The 16,300-nt window shown below is 48.8% G+C and carries 11 protein-coding genes; 5 read left to right on the forward strand and 6 right to left on the reverse strand.

Translation table 11 applies throughout. The annotated features are described in order from the left end of the window. The first annotated feature begins 135 nt into the window (after positions 1-135). Positions 136-2,652: an ATP-dependent helicase HrpB gene (hrpB, locus tag Q4488_RS01480; RefSeq protein ID WP_303578676.1), complete on the forward strand. Its 2,517-nt coding sequence runs from the start codon at positions 136-138 to the stop codon at positions 2,650-2,652. Between the two features lie 464 nt (positions 2,653-3,116). On the opposite strand, the gene Q4488_RS01485 is transcribed toward hrpB, so the two are convergent. Continuing rightward, positions 3,117-3,797, reverse strand: a complete 681-nt coding sequence (locus tag Q4488_RS01485; protein WP_303578677.1) for a pirin family protein — start codon at positions 3,795-3,797, stop codon at positions 3,117-3,119. A 121-nt stretch (positions 3,798-3,918) separates the two neighbouring features. Between Q4488_RS01485 and Q4488_RS01490 the strand changes: the two genes are divergently transcribed. Then, positions 3,919-4,671 (forward strand): sulfite exporter TauE/SafE family protein, encoded by a 753-nt coding sequence (locus tag Q4488_RS01490; RefSeq protein ID WP_303578678.1) that lies wholly within the window; start codon positions 3,919-3,921, stop codon positions 4,669-4,671. Between the two features lie 57 nt (positions 4,672-4,728). On the opposite strand, the gene Q4488_RS01495 is transcribed toward Q4488_RS01490, so the two are convergent. Further along, the gene (locus Q4488_RS01495; protein ID WP_303578679.1) at positions 4,729-5,586 is read right to left on the reverse strand and encodes a pirin family protein; all 858 of its coding nucleotides are present in this window, start codon (positions 5,584-5,586) and stop codon (positions 4,729-4,731) included. Between the two features lie 130 nt (positions 5,587-5,716). Between Q4488_RS01495 and Q4488_RS01500 the strand changes: the two genes are divergently transcribed. Together Q4488_RS01500 and Q4488_RS01505 are read left to right on the forward strand one after the other, a co-directional pair. Continuing rightward, the gene (locus Q4488_RS01500; protein WP_303578681.1) at positions 5,717-6,601 is read left to right on the forward strand and encodes a LysR family transcriptional regulator; all 885 of its coding nucleotides are present in this window, start codon (positions 5,717-5,719) and stop codon (positions 6,599-6,601) included. Positions 6,602-6,801: 200 nt separating this feature from the next. After that, a complete protein-coding gene (locus Q4488_RS01505; protein ID WP_303578682.1) occupies positions 6,802-7,779 on the forward strand; it encodes a glutathione S-transferase family protein in 978 nt (325 codons plus the stop codon). 62 nt (positions 7,780-7,841) lie between these two features. Here the strand turns inward: Q4488_RS01505 and Q4488_RS01510 are convergent, their stop codons facing one another. From Q4488_RS01510 to Q4488_RS01520, 3 genes are all read right to left on the reverse strand, one after another. Next, positions 7,842-9,119, reverse strand: coding sequence for a dicarboxylate/amino acid:cation symporter (locus tag Q4488_RS01510; RefSeq protein ID WP_303578683.1), 1,278 nt, complete (start codon positions 9,117-9,119; stop codon positions 7,842-7,844). Between the two features lie 515 nt (positions 9,120-9,634). Then, positions 9,635-11,062 (reverse strand): sigma-54 dependent transcriptional regulator, encoded by a 1,428-nt coding sequence (locus Q4488_RS01515; RefSeq protein ID WP_303578684.1) that lies wholly within the window; start codon positions 11,060-11,062, stop codon positions 9,635-9,637. Next, the gene (locus Q4488_RS01520) at positions 11,055-12,653 is read right to left on the reverse strand and encodes a transporter substrate-binding domain-containing protein (protein WP_303578685.1); all 1,599 of its coding nucleotides are present in this window, start codon (positions 12,651-12,653) and stop codon (positions 11,055-11,057) included. The genes Q4488_RS01515 and Q4488_RS01520 overlap by 8 nt, the downstream gene beginning before the upstream one ends. Positions 12,654-13,334: 681 nt before the next feature. On the opposite strand from Q4488_RS01520, the gene Q4488_RS01525 reads away from it, so the two are divergent. After that, positions 13,335-15,098: a PQQ-dependent methanol/ethanol family dehydrogenase gene (locus Q4488_RS01525; RefSeq protein ID WP_303578686.1), complete on the forward strand. Its 1,764-nt coding sequence runs from the start codon at positions 13,335-13,337 to the stop codon at positions 15,096-15,098. A 192-nt stretch (positions 15,099-15,290) separates the two neighbouring features. Here Q4488_RS01525 and Q4488_RS01530 read toward each other — a convergent pair whose 3' ends face one another. After that, positions 15,291-16,127, reverse strand: coding sequence for a 23S rRNA (adenine(2030)-N(6))-methyltransferase RlmJ (locus tag Q4488_RS01530; RefSeq protein WP_303578687.1), 837 nt, complete (start codon positions 16,125-16,127; stop codon positions 15,291-15,293). Positions 16,128-16,300: the final 173 nt, after the last annotated feature.

Raw genomic sequence — 16,300 nt, forward strand, 5'->3', positions numbered from 1 at the left:
CTGTGAGAGTGCCGCTTAATCTCGCCTGCGAATAACGTCATCCATTCGTATGGCGTTTTTTTTGCCGGTAATTCTATGTCTGGCTGTTAGAATAGCCGCTACTGTTTTATCGCCTATACCGGAATTATTTCACCGATGAATACTCTCCCCGTCGCGGACGTACTGGATCAGCTAAATACTGCCTTGAGCGAACACCATGAGGTGGTTCTTGAGGCACCGCCGGGGGCGGGTAAAACAACGCTGGTGCCACTCGAACTCCTGCATCATCCGCAACTGATAGGGCAAAAAATATTGTTGTTGGAACCGCGACGGTTGGCTGCACGCATGGCGGCAGGACGGATGGCGGAACAGCTTAACGAGACGGTTGGGCAAACGGTCGGTTACCGCGTGCGTATGGACTCTAAGGTGGGCCCAACGACGCGGATTGAGGTGGTGACCGAAGGTATTTTAACCCGCATGTTACAAGATGACCCCAGCCTTGATGGTTATGGCTTGGTGATCTTTGATGAGTTTCATGAACGTAGCCTCGATGCTGATTTTGGTTTGGCGTTGACGCTGCAGGGGCGGGAACTGTTTCGTGATGAGCAGCCGCTTAAGTTACTGCTAATGTCGGCAACATTGGATAAACGCGTCATTGAACAGCTGTTGCCGCAAGCACCGTTGATCAGTAGTGAAGGGCGGATGTATCCGGTTGATATCCATTACTTAGGCACCTTGGGCCGTGATCAGCGGTTAGAGCAGCAGGTCGCGCGTGCCGTATGGCAGGCGTTGGAGGATGAATCTGGCAGTTTATTGGTGTTTTTGCCGGGGCAACAGGAGATTCGTCGAGTCATGAGGGCACTGACCGATCAATTACCAGCCAATGTTGCCTTAGCCCCGCTCTATGGAGATCTCAGCATACAGGCGCAGCAGCAGGCCATCGCGCCAGCCGCTGAGGGGCAGCGTAAGGTGGTATTGGCCACCAATATTGCCGAAACCAGCTTAACGATTGAAGGTATTCGGGTAGTGATTGATGCCGGTTTGAGTCGTGAGGCACGTTTGGACCCTGCCAGTGGCATGACGCGGTTACACACCTGTCGTGTGTCGCGGGCGGCCAGTATTCAGCGGGCTGGACGAGCAGGCCGAATGCAGCCGGGTTGTTGTTATCGGCTATGGTCGCAGACGCAACAAGAACAGTTGGCCCCTCATGCAACCCCTGAAATCATGTCTACCGATCTGACCGCCTTGGCATTACAGTTAGCGCGTTGGGGTGTTGATGATCCGACTGAGCTTCGCTGGCTGAATCCGCCGCCGGCCGCGGCATTGAATCAAGCACGGCAGCTACTTATACGTTTGCGCGCGTTACATACGACTGACAAGGGTTTTCAGTTGACCGCTAGCGGTGAATTAATGGCACGATTGCCACTGCATCCTCGACTCGCTCATCTGCTGTTGGTGGGCTGGCAAGCAGGCGCTGCTCGGCTAGCCTGCGATATAGCCGCCTTGCTGAGTGAACGGGATCCATTGAACGGTGATGCCGATTTCACGCGCCGCTTGAGTTGGTTAGCGGGAGCGTTGCATTGCGATGCACGGCAAAAAGGCTTATTGCAGCGGATTCGGCAACTGAGTCAGCAGTTTTTTCGACTCTGTCGTCAATATTTGATCGATTTAACCCCCGTGTCATCGGAATTGTCGGAATTAGAGATGATCGGAGTGCTGATCGCTCAAGCGTATCCGGATCGCATTGCGGCGCAGCGGCAATCCGGCGGCGATTATCAGTTGAGTGGTGGTCGTGCGGTACGCCTCGTCGATGGCGATCGGTTGGCAAAGCACCCTTGGTTGGCGGTGGCTAATTGCGGCGGTATGCAGGGACAGAGCGCTGATCGTGTCTTTCTGGCGTGTCCATTATCGACAAGCTTGTTTGATACTGAGTTGGCCGGTTTGATTGAGCCGCAAACGGTGGTGGAGTGGGATCGACAACAGAACCGTATGTGTTGCGAGTTACAGCAGCGTATTGGGGTCTTAGTGGTGCAACGGGAAGAGCTAAAAACGATTCCGTTGGCGGCTAAAAATCGTATCTTGATTGAGCAGGTGCGTAAACAGGGGCTGACTTTATTACCCTGGAATGATGCAATCAATCGCTGGCGTCAGCGAGTGAATTTTCTCTATCAGACGCAGCCGGCGGGGGCATGGCCTGATCTGTCGGATAACGCCTTATTGGCTGAGCTGGAACAGTGGCTGACTCCCTATCTCGATCCCATCAGTCATCTGAATCATTTTTCTCGCTTGGATCTAGCATCGATTTTACAGGCAATGTTGCCATGGCCGCTGCCTAATGAGCTAGACAGGTTGGCGCCAGTACGTTTAGCGCTGCCTTCAGGTCATAGTGCTGTGATCGATTACAGTGATAACCCACCGGTGCTGGCGGTTAAGTTACAGGAGATGTTTGGTTCCATCGATACGCCGGTGATCGGGTATGGTGTGGCATTAAAAATACATCTGCTATCGCCTGCGCGTCGGCCATTGGCGGTGACTCAGGATCTCGCCAGTTTTTGGGCGAATGGTTATCGTGATGTACAGAAAGATATGAAAGGACGTTATCCTAAACATCAATGGCCTGACAATCCACAGGAGAGCCGACCGAGTGATGGTATAAAGCGAAAAAGGAAATAATAAGGCGTAAAGTTTAGGTAAATTCCCGTTTTATATTCGCTGTTTCGAGGTGTTTTCTTTCCAAGATGTAACCTTAAATGGGGTTTGAGCGTTATATTTATTCTTACTTGATGCTTTTTTTCGGCTGATACTGGGCTTTATTGTGCGCTGCGAAAAAAAAGGACCCGGCGGGCGCCGGGTCTAAATAAGCCAAATTTAGTGGCTCAAAAAGCAAAGTGCCCTTACAATATAACCAATATTTTGTGCAATGCAAAATAAATTTATAGAATTTTTATGGCATCGTCTGCTTATTGATGTCAGTCAGCCCACGTTTCGATTTTTATGCTGCTGCCAATCGACGTAAAATTTATCAGATTACCTTATGGCAATAATAGCGACTGCAATGTTGCTGAGTAGGGCTAATTCTCAATCAACTGTGATGAAAACTAGACTGATTTTAATGGCTTTAGCGCGGGGGAGGGCGATCAGGGCAGGGTGAAATAAAAACCTTCAGCTCTGTTGATACCTCTCAGAGAGATCATCGGCTCATCGTCAAACAGCATCGCGTCACCGGCTTCAAGAATGCTGCCATTCACTTCTAGTTGACCTCGAAACAGGTAAAGGAAGCCATGCCTAGAAGCGGGTAACCCGTAGCCTTTGTGGTGTAAACGAAACTGATACATCTCAATTTGCTGTGCTATTTGCAGCGAGTCATCGCGACCATCGGCCGAAATAATGAGTTGTACACCTTCGCGGCTTAACAGTTTGCGTGATTGATAACGAGGCGTTTGACCGGTTTTATCCGGCACTACCCAAAACTGCAGCATTTTGAGTGAGGTTTCGAGAGAGGCGTTTTGTTCTGTGAATTCGGCGCCGGTACCGGTACTGAGCAGTTGCAGGCTCCGTCCTTGCAGCAGCTTACGGCTGCCGAGGGAGTCTGTATGCAGGTTTTTACCCTCAAGCACGACAGAGATTATTTCCATATCAAGGTGAGTACTGGGGTCAATCGCGGCACCTGGGTGTAGTAGATCTTCATTGGCAACCCGTAACTCGGATATGCCCATCCAATCGGGATCAAAATAACTACCAAAAGAGAATATATGTCGAGATTCAAGCCAGCCGAAATGGGTGTATCCCCGATCTGAAGCGCGTTTAATTCTGATCATATCGATTCACACGTGAAACAGTTTAACTCTGTTTTACCCTGTCAGGGGGGGGCTGTAAATACGGCGATGAGTTTTCTCTACTTAAAGATCAAGATAAGATGCTGTTTTTGTGGGGCGTTATATGGATCAACTGTTATCTTTCAGTGCGGCTTTTTGGTTGTTAGCCGGCTTGGGTGTGTTAATAACCGGGATCTCTAAATCGGGGTTTGCCGGTGGAGTGGGGGTGATCAGTGTGCCGCTGATGTCGCTGTATATCGGCCCGGTGCAAGCCGCCGCAATTATGTTGCCGTTATTGATCTTGATGGATTTTTTCAGTGTGCGGGCATGGTGGCACAGTAAGCGTATTGATCTACTGAAGATTATGGTGCCCGGGGCGATTGTTGGGATCTTGATCGGTTATTGGCTGTTCGGCTATCTGAACGATGCTATTTTGCGTTTGTTATTGGGTGTGCTATCGATCGGTTTTGCACTATGGGGGCTGTTGAAAGGTTCACGTCTAGGACGCAGTGGTTCTTCGATGATTGGTTATATTGCCAGTACTTTAGCGGGGTTTACCAGTTTTATCGCCCACGCGGGTGGGCCGCCGATGAACTTTTATCTGTTGCCGATGAAGCTCCCCCGAGAGCAATTTTTGGGCACGGCGGTGGTTTTTCTGGCGATCGTTAACTTTGTCAAACTGTTTGCATACGGCGCACTGGGACAAATTAATACGGATAATCTGCTGGTTGGTTTGGTGTTGGCACCTATTGCTTTAGTTGGGATTCGGTTGGGGTTAATCATCCATAAAAAGTTGGATGATCAGTTGTTCTATCGGATTATTTTGTTTATGTTGCTAATCATCGGAGTGAAATTGATCGCCGATGGGCTTTTATAAGCTAGCATGCTGCATAATCAAAGCAACGCCGGATTAATCTAGCCGACGCTTGTCTCTTTAGTCGGTTAGCGTCCCTTGCTGATAAGCGCGGATCGCTTGATCGATCTCCGCCTGAGTATTCATGACAAAGGGGCCGTAATGAGCCACCGGTTCATTTAGCGGTTGACCGCTTAATAGTAATGCACCAGCTCCTTTAGCTGAACGGATTTGCAAAGTATCGGCACTCTGTAGTTTGGCCATCTGCTGGCTTGTTAATGGCTGGCCGTTGAGGCTGAGTTCACCTTCATAGACATACACTAACAAAGTTCGCTTGATACTCGTTTCAAGGCATATTTCGCCATCGGGCTTGAGGCATAAATCAGCCACGGCGGCGGCACTGGGAAGTTGCTGTAATGGCCCGCTGAAGGTTTGGCTGCTTGTTGTTTTGTCGCTTCCGGGCGCATCAACAATAACGTATTGCCCCGCAATCACTTTTAGCTCAGCCTTGGTTAAGGGCTGCCACGGTAGTTGTTCACAGCTAATATCTTGCCAGTCTGCCGGTTTCATTTTGTGCTTGGCCGGTAGATTTATCCACAGCTGAAAACCGTGCATTAAGCCATCCTGCTGCAACGGTATCTCTGAATGAATGATACCTCGTCCGGCTGACATCCACTGGGCTTCTCCACTTTGAATCGTTCCTTTATTACCGAGATGATCCTCATGAACAAAACCGCCATGACGCATGTAGGTAAGGGTTTCGATTCCTCGGTGTGGATGGGCTGGAAAGCCAGAGCCGTAATCATCCGGATTGTTCGAGCGGATCTCATCGAGCATTAAAAAAGGATCGAGCTGGTTTTGTTGGAAGCCATGGATGCGTTGTATTTTTACTCCGGCACCATCCGAAGTGGGGTGGCTGGGGATGATTTGAATCGTCATTGTTTTCTCCTATGGTGGCGAGAATCAGCCGCTTTATCGCGAGCGATACATCGATATTAATCCTTTATTGTGGAATGAAAATTGGTATAAATAGTCTTAAATATTCTATTTTTTAGAAAGGTATGCCGGCGTGAAAGTAACATTAGAGCAGTGGCGCATGCTAAAAGCGGTTGTGGATCATGGCGGCTTTGCTCATGCCGCTCAAGCTGTACATAAGAGTCAGTCGAGTATTCATCATGCTGTTCAGAAAATGGAACAGATGCTAGATGTCAAACTGTTAGAGGTGAAGGGGCGCAAGGCGTATCTCACCGATGCGGGACGTTTATTATTGCGTCGCGCCGAACAGTTGTTGGAATCGGCGGCCACGATTGATGCTTTGGCTGAAAGTTTTCATGCTGGGGTCGAACCTGAAATATCGATTGCAGTTGATCAGACCTTTCCGCCGGATTATATCGGCAGCGTGCTAGAGCAATTTTCAAATGAGTATCCAAATACCCGTATCCAGCTGTATGAAACTGTACTGTCGGGGGCAGCGGAAGCGTTGGTTAAGGGTCAGGTTGATTTGGCGATTGCCGGTTCGGGGGTATCTCATTTTATGGCTGAACCGTTGTTTACACTCGATTTTATGGCCGTTGCTGCACCATCACACCCCTTATTTGATCTTTATGATGGTGTGCAACCACTGTTGGTTGATGATTTGGTGAACTTTCGACAAGTGGTAACACGGGATTCGGCGTTGGATCAAAAAGTGGATTCGGGTTGGCTGAAAGCCGATGCACGTTGGACCGTGAGTAATATTGCAACCTCTATTGAGATGATTTGTCGCGGGATGGGGTTTGCTTGGTTGCCATTGACGCGTATTCGCACGCTATTGGACGACGGTTCGCTTAGACTTGTACCACTACAAATAGGCGGCAGTCGGCGCATGACGTTACAGCTTTATTATGCCCAGCACAGCAGAGTGGGTCCCGGTCTCACGCGTATGGCTGAGTTGCTACACCAGTGTTGCGAATAAGATGTTTCTAAATTTACGAATATAAAATACGAAATTAAGTAATTTTATTTCACAAAGTAGAACTTATCATGAGTTCCTGAGTAGGGAGAGTGCATAGCTCTTCATTCATTGCGTTTAGTGAATCGTATTGAGTCAATACTACTACGGGAATACCGGGTCGTTAGCCGGATCGAAACGTAGCAGATAGCATTGAGGTTGTGATGGGGTTGTTAATAGCAGGTAAGTGGCATGATCGTTGGTATGAAACCAAAAACTCAAAAGGCGAATTTGTTCGCGAGCAGGCCGGCTTTCGTCACTGGGTTACCGCCGATGGCTCGGCTGGACCTACTGGTGACGCTGGTTTTAAAGCAGAGCAAGGGCGCTATCACCTGTATGTATCGCTAGCTTGTCCTTGGGCACACCGGACGCTGATCTTTCGTAAACTTAAAGGGCTGGAGTCGCTGATTAGTGTCTCGGTGGTAAGCCCAAATATGCTGGATCAGGGCTGGAGCTTTGATCGTGCCACGGGTTCTAGTGGTGATGACCTTTATGATTCCGCCTTTATGCATCAGCTTTATACTCGGGTACAGCCGGATTATACCGGCAGGGTCACGGTGCCGGTGTTATGGGACAAGCAGCAACAGACCATTGTGAGCAATGAATCAGCGGAAATTATTCGCATGTTTAATTCAGCGTTCGATGAGTTGACGGGTAATCGCCAAGATTATTGGCCTGTAGCGAAACGGGCTGAGATTGAACAGCTGAATGAATGGATTTATAACGATATTAATAACGGCGTCTATCGCTCCGGGTTTGCTACCACGCAAGCAGCTTATGAGCATAATGTGAAAGCGGTGTTTGACAGTTTAGCGCGAGTCGAGACACTTCTTGCTGAGCAGCGTTATTTGACCGGCACCGCGATAACCGAAGCGGATTGGCGGCTGTTTACCACCTTGATTCGTTTTGATGCGGTGTATCACGGCCACTTTAAATGCAACCTAAAGCAGTTGCGTGAGTTTCCGCATATCAGTGGTTATCTGCGTGAGCTGTATCAGATAGCCGGGGTGGCTGAGACTGTCAATATCGAACAAATTAAGCAGCACTATTATTACAGTCATCAAATGATCAATCCTACCCGCGTGGTGCCGGTAGGACCTGAACTTGACTTTACCTCAGCGCATGGGCGTGAGGCTTTATAAAGCGACTGTATGACAGCAGAAAACCCGGTTCGCCTCGGCTAACCGGGTTTTATCGGTGCGTGTTAAACGCTAGCCGTATCGGCTTCTGTTGAAGCGTTATAGACCGACTCGTCCAGCTCGTTCTCGCTTTTACCCACCAAGATAGTCACCATCAGGTCACCACAGACATTGACGCTGGTACGTGCCATATCGAGAATTCGATCGATACCGGCAACAATCGCAAGACCTTCAATTGGCAGGCCTACTGTGGTGAGTACCAGTGATAGCATGATCAAACCGGCTCCGGGAACACCGGCGGTGCCGATGGAGGCGAGGGTAGAAGTCATAATGATCAGGATGTAATCCGACATGGATAAATCAATGCCAAAGGCTTGAGCGATGAAGAGGGCGCAAACGCCTTGATACAGGGCAGTACCATCCATATTGATGGTCGCTCCAAGGGGGAGAATAAAGCTGGAGATGCTTTTCGAGACGCCCATCTCTTCCTGAGCGGCTTTAATGGTGGCAGGTAATGTGCCTGAGCTACTGGTGGTGGTAAACGCAACGGCGGCGGGGTTTAACAGGCCTTTAAGGTAAGGCATTGGATTGAGTCGGCCGAGGACACTGATTAAGCCACTGTAGAAGACTAATACATGGATGAGGCAGCCGATGTAGACCACGACGATTACTTTTATCAGTGGTAATAGAATATCCATACCGTATTTACCGGAGACCCAAGCCATCAAGCCGAAGACACCGTAAGGGGCTAACTTCATGACCATTTCGGTGAGCTTGTACATCGCTTCCGCGAGGCTTTCGAACAGTTTAATCGCCGGCTCTGCTTTTTCGCCACAGAGTGTGAGGGCGATACCCAATCCCAATGCAAAGACGATGATTTGTAAAATATTACCGGCGGCCAGTGCGCTAACGGGATTTTTGGGAATCATGTTCAGGAGTGTTTGTACCAGTGTCGGGGCTTCCTTACCGGCGGCGGCTGTCTCGGTGATGGCCATATTGAGCCCTTCACCGGGTGTGAACAGAGTTGCTAGACCTAAGCCAATACTAATGGCCGCTGCCGTAGTGCATAAGTAAAGCGCGACCGATTTAATACCGATACGCCCCATCTTACGGGTGTCTTGCATGGAGGTAACACCCACCACTAGGGAGCAGAAGACTAACGGTACGATCAGCATCTTAATCGCATTGATAAACAGAGTACCAATCGGCTTGAGCATTTCAGCATCGGGTCCCATTATGGCGCCGGCGGCAACGCCGAGCACCATTCCCACCATGATCTTTTTCCAAAGTGCGAGGCGGCTCCAGAATCCTGTGCGGCTATCATTTACCTGTGTTTGTGGCATAAGTCTGATCCTTTAATATAGTTATTTGATCGGCCCCTGCTGGGCTGTGGCTGATGTGATTCACTTCATTGAGTGGTGTAATGTTGTCGGTTAATCCTCTGATTGGGTTTGAGACGGTTATTAACTGCCGCTTTGTTGATGAGCGCTGCTTGTCGTCAATGACTGATCGGCCGACTCCAAAATCGATGTCGTTTGTGTCGCTTGGATTGGCACAGCCACATCAGCTGTTCAACTTAGGCTGTTCAGGTCAAGACGGGCTGATTAGAGTACTTAAGGCAGATTACACTGCAGAGAGAGTGCCAATGTTGCATGATTTATCTAAGATGTTGTTTTTTATGGGAAAATGAGTGGAGGGAAAGGATGGTGGCAGGTTTAAAGGGTTATAACCAAACGAATAGAAAATCAGCCATGCTTTTCTGATTGCCTTAAAAAGTATTATAAATCAATTAATTAGAGTATTAGCGTTTGGTTATAGCCAAACCAGTGGTTATAGGGGTTGATGGGGGCTGAAAATACTATTGTTCAGCCTTATTGCAGAGGTCTGTTTGTTGTTTTTTTAAGCGCTTACTGAGCGCGGGTTGTGAGATACCCAGTAAGCGAGAAGCCAATGATTGATTACCTTGAGCCCGCTGCATGGCGGCGGCGACTAATAACTCGCCAGCTTCTTGTAGGGTGGGTAGGGGTTGATCTGGGTTGAACAGAGGCGCTGTATCGGTGTCGGGTTCGGCGGGCATATCTTGATTTAAAAGACGACGGAACACCTCCATTGATAGCATCCGTGAGCGGTGCTGACTCATGGCATCGTATGCCAGTGCTTTGAGTTCACGCACATTACCTGGGAAAGCGTAGTTGGCTAACAAAACGGGTAGCTCTTTCGGGATAGTGGGTTTGTTTTTGTGTAATTCCTCGGCGGCTTCTGTGAGGAAATATTCTAACAGGAGGGTAATATCCCCTTTACGTTGGCGTAATGGTGGAAGCGTCACCTGATGGAAGCGTAAACGGTAATAGAGGTCTTTACGAAACTCGCCGGATTGCTGTTTTGCTTCAAGATTGTGATGCGTGGCAACAATGACTCTGGCGCGAATGCGCTTGGTTCGATCACTGCCGAGAGGGTAATATTCGCCCTCTTGTAATAGCCGTAGAAGTTTGACCTGTGAGGCGAGACTGAGATCGCCGATCTCATCGAGAAACAAAGTACCGCCGGTCGCTTGTTCAATCATACCGGCACGAGCGGTATCGGCCCCGGTAAAGGCGCCCCGTTGATGACCAAACAGCGTGTCGGCAAACACGTTATCATCGAGTCCCGCCACATTAACGCTGATCAGTGGGCCACTGGCACGGCTGAGGGTATGAACCGCATGAGCAATCTGTTCTTTGCCGGTACCGCTTTCTCCCATAATGAGTACCGGTTGACTGCTGGTTGAGATAGATTCAAGGTATTGGAACACCGAGCGCATGCTCTTATCTTGAGTAATGATAGCGGCAAATACCTCGGGTCGTTCTAGGGTATCGGTGAGAAAGCGCTGTCGCATCGCCTGACTTTCTTGACGCATCTCCTGTAGCTGAATTGCGCGCCGGACACCTTCGATTAAGCGTTCTTCTTCGGTGGTTTTGACGAAATAATCAAACGCGCCAAGACGAATGCATTTTACGGCGGTTTCTAACTGATTTAAGCCACTGATGATGATAACGCCGACTTCGGGGTGCTCTTCTACAATCTGTTGCAATAGCCGGTCGCCTGATAGGTGGGGCATGGTGAGATCGAGTAACACCAGACCGATCGGTTCTCGTGCGATGATATCCATCACCTGTCGGCTATCATCGCAGCGGTAGATATGATTGATACCGCCAAGACGTTCCAACGCAATACTGAGGCTGCGTAAAAAAGAGGCCTCATCATCAACCAGTAAGACGCCAAAGCTAGGGTAGCGGTTGTCATTCATATTCACGGGCCTCCTGAGAGAGTAACAGTAGAGTGACCAAGGTGCCTTGGCCGAGCGTTGAGTCGTAGACGAGATTGCCACCGTGTTCTTGGACAATACTCGCGGACACCGAAAGCCCGAGGCCGGTGCCGCCTTGTTCGCGTTTGGTGGTGAAAAAAGGATCACTCAGGCGCGACATATTATCATCATCGATACCACAGCCTTGATCTTTAATCTCAAGACAGAGCTGCTTTTCTTTAGGGCGATAATAGGTTTTGATCGCAATGCACTGCTGAGTCGATGTTAGTGCCTGACAGGCGTTGACGATCAGATTGATGATCACCTGTTCGATACGTTGAGCATTGCCCCTAAAAGGAGGTATGGCGCTGGCGTAAGTCACACTGAAATGATCAGTCGCGCTACGAATGGTGTTGTCTACCAAACGAATAGCGGTGGCAAGTACCTCGTTAAGATCAACCGTTTCATTGAGATCGCTAGGGCTTTGACGGGCAAAGTCACGTAAATCATCGACAATACGACGGATGCGGTTCGTTCCCGCCAGCATATCATCAAGCATCGGGGTAATCTCATGACGCATACGGCTATAGGTTAAACCGCCCATATAAAAATCACCATGGGTTTGATAGTGGGCTTCCAGTATCTCTTCTACATCTTGATAAATCTCTTTTAATACGGGGAGATTAAGTAATAGTAGACTGCTGGGGTTGTTGATCTCATGGGCGACACCGGAAACCAGTATACCTAATGAGGTCATTTTATCGGCTTGCAGGAGTTGCTGTTGTTGTAGTTTTAGTTCTTCGGTGCGCAGGCTTACTTGGCGTTTTAACATGCGATTCCAGATAACGATACCGCCGAGAATAATCAGCAGTAAGCCGGAGATCAGTGCGGCGGCCTGGCCAATCTTTTTCCAAGGCAGGCCGGCGTTCTCTAATGGCCCTAGCCAGCGATCATAGATGGCTTGTTGGCGACCTGTATTTTTAAGAATAGCGAGCCCCTCGCTGAATTGAGAGAGTAGCTCTTCGTTATTCTTAAGCACAGCATAGCCGTAATGCTGTGCCCCGAATGGTTTACCAACCGGGACAATATTAGACAAGGCTAACTCTTGCCCTAAATAGAGACCGGGTAGATTGGCGACTAAGGCATAATCATGTTGACCCGATGCGAGTAAACGTAAGGCCGCAGTATGAGTGTCTACGAGAATAAGTTGAGCGCCCACACTGTTTAGTTGTAGATAATCATGCATGATCCCGCCGCGTTGGACAATCACCTCATGGCCTTGAAGATCGGCTAACTGAGACACTTTCGGCATCCCTTGGCGGGCAAAAATAGATTGATGCACGATGGCGTGAGGCGGTGAAAAACGGTACTGCTTAGCGCGATCCGTTGAATATACCATCCCCTGCATTGCATCCACCTCACCTTGCTCAAAGCGTTTGCGGGTGGTATCCCAATCACTCAGGGTGATTTCGATATTCATGCCCATCACTTCGGCAATGGCACGGGTTAATTCGGTGTTGTAACCATCCGCTTCACCCGCGTCATTTATAAATTCATAAGGAGGATAGTTATAGTCACCGCCGATATGAATCACGCTGTCAGGATGCGATGTGCGGGCCTGTCCCGCTAGGCTAATAGATAACAGGCCGAGGGTGAGACTGATGACGCCATGTTTTGATCTGAGGAAATTTGACCTGAGGAGATTCGACCGGAGAAGAGTAGTCAATAGGGATAGAGTCATAGGCGGCGTTGGCTGACGTGGCTGAGGGTTAATCAAATTTTACTGCACATGCAACCGTTACCCTGTTTGAATACCTGTTGAATAGGGGCGTCGGCGCTAAGGAAGGTGCGAATAAGTCAATTACGCCTCTGGCTGACAGAGAAGCTGGAGATCAAGGCAACAGTTACAGGCATACTGGTTGTACGTCGAAAAATGTTAACGCTGAGATCCTGCTTCTCTGAAAGCCCCGAAGGGCGGATATTAGAATGGTCATCTACTTTGTCAGCCAGCTTGAAAAGGTCCAGACATTTCGCTGCGCTGGCTTTCGCGTATCTGGCCATTCTAATGTCCGCAGAGAACATAACGGACTTATTCGCACTTTCCTTAGCAAGCTGACTAATCAAGTAGGTATTACGACTAAGTAAGTACAAAACTCATTCTCCCGGTCAATTGTTGGAATTTGTGTAAATTTACAAAATATCAATAGATCCTGAGCATTGCTCAGGTTTGCTGAGAGTTAAAAAATAAGAACATCCTTAAACAAGGGGCAACGCAATGAAGAAGTTCAGCGGTAGTTTTGCTGTAACAGCGCTGGTAGCAGCCATGTCTGTCACAGGCCTAAGTCAGGCAGCCGTCACTGATAACGATATTATGCAGGATCAAACCACGGTCGAGGATGTTGTATCCAATGGTCTGGGGCCGCGAGGTCAGCGTTATAGTCCGCTGGATATGATCAATACCGATACCGTTAAAGACATGCGTCCGGTTTGGTCTTTCTCCTTCGGGGGTGAGAAGCAACGGGGTCAGGAATCTCAGCCGATGGTGAAAGATGGGGTGATGTATGTCACTGCCTCTTATTCACGCGTGTTCGCTGTGGATACCAAAACCGGCGATGAGTTGTGGGAATACAATGCGCGTTTACCCGATGGCATTATGCCCTGTTGTGACGTGATTAACCGCGGGGTCGCTCTGTATGACAATCTGGTGATCTTCGGCACACTGGATGCGAAGCTAGTGGCGCTAGATGCCAAAACCGGTAAAGTTAAGTGGAAGAAAAAAGTAGCCGATTATAAAGAAGGTTACTCGATTACGGCTGCGCCCATGATTGTCGATGGCAAGGTTATTACCGGTGTGTCCGGTGGTGAGTTTGGTATCGTTGGTAAAGCCGAAGCCTATGATGCTAAAACCGGTAAGATTCTCTGGAGTCGTCCGACGGTTGAAGGCCATATGGGCTATATCTGGAAAGACGGTAAGAAGATCGAAAACGGTATCTCCGGTGGTGAAGCGGGTCAGACTTGGCCGGGCGATCTTTGGAAAAGTGGTGGTGCAGCGACGTGGCTAGGTGGCACCTATGATCCTGATACTAACCTGTTGTTTATCGGTACGGGTAACCCTGCGCCGTGGAACTCCCATATGCGTCCGGGTGATAACCTGTTCTCCTCCTCTCGTTTAGCCATCGATCCAGATACCGGCAAAATTGTATGGCACTTTCAAACCACGCCTCATGACGGCTGGGATTACGATGGGGTCAACGAGTTGATCTCATTCGATTATAAAGAGGGGGGTAAAACCGTTAAAGCGGCGGCCACCGCTGACCGTAACGGCTATATGTATGTTTTGAATCGTACCAATGGCGACTTCATTCGCGGCTTTCCGTTTGTTGATGAGATCACCTGGGCTTCAGGGTTAGATAAGCAAGGTCGGCCGATTTATAACGAGAGTTCTCGTCCGGGTAATCCAGCAGCCGATAAAGAGGGTAAAAAAGGCTCGGTGGTGCGTGCCGTGCCTGCCTTCCTAGGGGGTAAAAACTGGATGCCAATGGCGTATAGTCAGCAGACCGAACTGTTCTATGTGCCATCGAATGAGTGGGCCATGGATATCTGGAACGAGCCAACGGCCTATAAAAAAGGCGCGGCTTATCTTGGTGCCGGTTTTACCATTAAGCCTTTGAAAGAAAGTCATATCGGCGTGCTTCGGGCGATGGATCCGAAAACCGGTAAAGAGGTATGGCGTTATCAGAACTACGCACCACTCTGGGGTGGTGTACTGACCACTGCAGGTAATCTGGTATTTATCGGTACGCCTGAAGGCTATCTAAAAGGCTTCGATGCGAAGACTGGCGAGCTGAAATATCAGTTCAATACCGGCTCTGGTATCGTGGGTTCACCGATTACTTGGCAGCAAGATGGCGAACAGTTTCTCTCGGTTGTCTCTGGCTGGGGTGGTGCGGTACCACTTTGGGGTGGCGAAGTGGCTAAACGGATTAAACACCTGAATCAAGGGGGTTCTGTTTGGACGTTCAAGTTGCCTAAGTCTTAATATAAGTCTTAATTTTAGCCGTGATATAAAAAGCCGATGCTGATGCATCGGCTTTTTAGTTTTAGATGGCATTAAAAACCTTGCTTAAACGTGAGGCGAACAGGTTAATCCGCGTGTCAGGAGTCGCTGATTAAATGCTTGATTAAGTTCTTGAGTAAGTTCTTGATTAAGCGCTGGTATTTATATATCCGGCTACTCAGGCACGAGTAGATCGCAACGAGAGAAGGCGCCTTTGCCTGCATCGAGCGTGCTTGCCAGTTTTGGCAGCAGAGTTTGCATCTGTTGGAAGAGTGTCCAAGGTGGATTGATGACAATCATGCCGGATGATGTCATGCCGTGCTCCGCTGAATCGGCTTCGAGGCCGAGCTCAAAACGCTGAATATTACGGATACCGCTGTTAATAAATAGCTTTTCTAATTTACGGATACGGTGACGTTCGACAACGGGATACCAGAGTGCATAGGTGCCGGTAGCAAATTTTTTGTGAGCATTTTTAATGATTTTGAATACTTGATCATAATCGCTTTTCATCTCATAGGATGGATCCATGAGTATCAGTGCTCGACGAGATGTCGGCGGTAACAGCGATAACAGGCCGGTTAAACTATCCTGATTTAATACCTTGATGCGCCGATTAGTACGGGTGTTTTTACTCAGCAAATTAAAATCGGTTGGATGTAGTTCATACAGCGTTGCTTTGTCTTGCGGGCGCATAAAATAGTTGGCAATGAGCGGCGAGCCCGGATAGAAACGCAACTGATCATTGGGATTGCAGGCATCGATAGCGGCAAAATAACGCGCGAGGCTAGGCCAGTCTTGAGGCTTGAGTTTAGCGATCCCGTTGCTATATTCCCCCAGCTTCTCAGCGTGTTCTGATTGCAGATCGTATAATCCCGCACCTGCATGAGTATCGATATAGTCGAACGGTTTATCTTTTTTGATCAGGTGTTCTAAAATTTCTGTTAGCACGATATGCTTGAGAAGGTCGGCAAAGTTGCCTGCATGAAACGAGTGACGATAACTTAGCAAAACAGCGTCCTGATCAGGTGATGGAATGGATGCAGACTATCGGTTTATTCAGCCACGGGGTCAAGGGAATAGAAAAATTAAATAGTATGAGGTTAATAAAACACGCTGTTTGCCGCTACGTTTATTATACGCGAGATTCATCTTCAGTCTGAGTGATGACATCGGTATGAGTG

Source organism: Amphritea sp. 1_MG-2023, assembly GCF_030547545.1.
Taxonomy (GTDB): Bacteria; Pseudomonadota; Gammaproteobacteria; order Pseudomonadales; family Balneatricaceae; genus Amphritea.

What these genes read in the sequence shown, in the direction of transcription:
- hrpB (WP_303578676.1), top strand. Translation starts at nt 136, where the DNA reads ATGAATACTCTCCCCGTCGCGGACGTACTGGATCAGCTAAATACTGCC.
- Q4488_RS01485 (WP_303578677.1), bottom strand. Translation starts at nt 3,797, where the DNA reads ATGATCAGAATTAAACGCGCTTCAGATCGGGGATACACCCATTTCGGC.
- Q4488_RS01490 (WP_303578678.1), top strand. Translation starts at nt 3,919, where the DNA reads ATGGATCAACTGTTATCTTTCAGTGCGGCTTTTTGGTTGTTAGCCGGC.
- Q4488_RS01495 (WP_303578679.1), bottom strand. Translation starts at nt 5,586, where the DNA reads ATGACGATTCAAATCATCCCCAGCCACCCCACTTCGGATGGTGCCGGA.
- Q4488_RS01505 (WP_303578682.1), top strand. Translation starts at nt 6,802, where the DNA reads ATGGGGTTGTTAATAGCAGGTAAGTGGCATGATCGTTGGTATGAAACC.
- Q4488_RS01510 (WP_303578683.1), bottom strand. Translation starts at nt 9,119, where the DNA reads ATGCCACAAACACAGGTAAATGATAGCCGCACAGGATTCTGGAGCCGC.
- Q4488_RS01515 (WP_303578684.1), bottom strand. Translation starts at nt 11,062, where the DNA reads ATGAATGACAACCGCTACCCTAGCTTTGGCGTCTTACTGGTTGATGAT.
- Q4488_RS01525 (WP_303578686.1), top strand. Translation starts at nt 13,335, where the DNA reads ATGAAGAAGTTCAGCGGTAGTTTTGCTGTAACAGCGCTGGTAGCAGCC.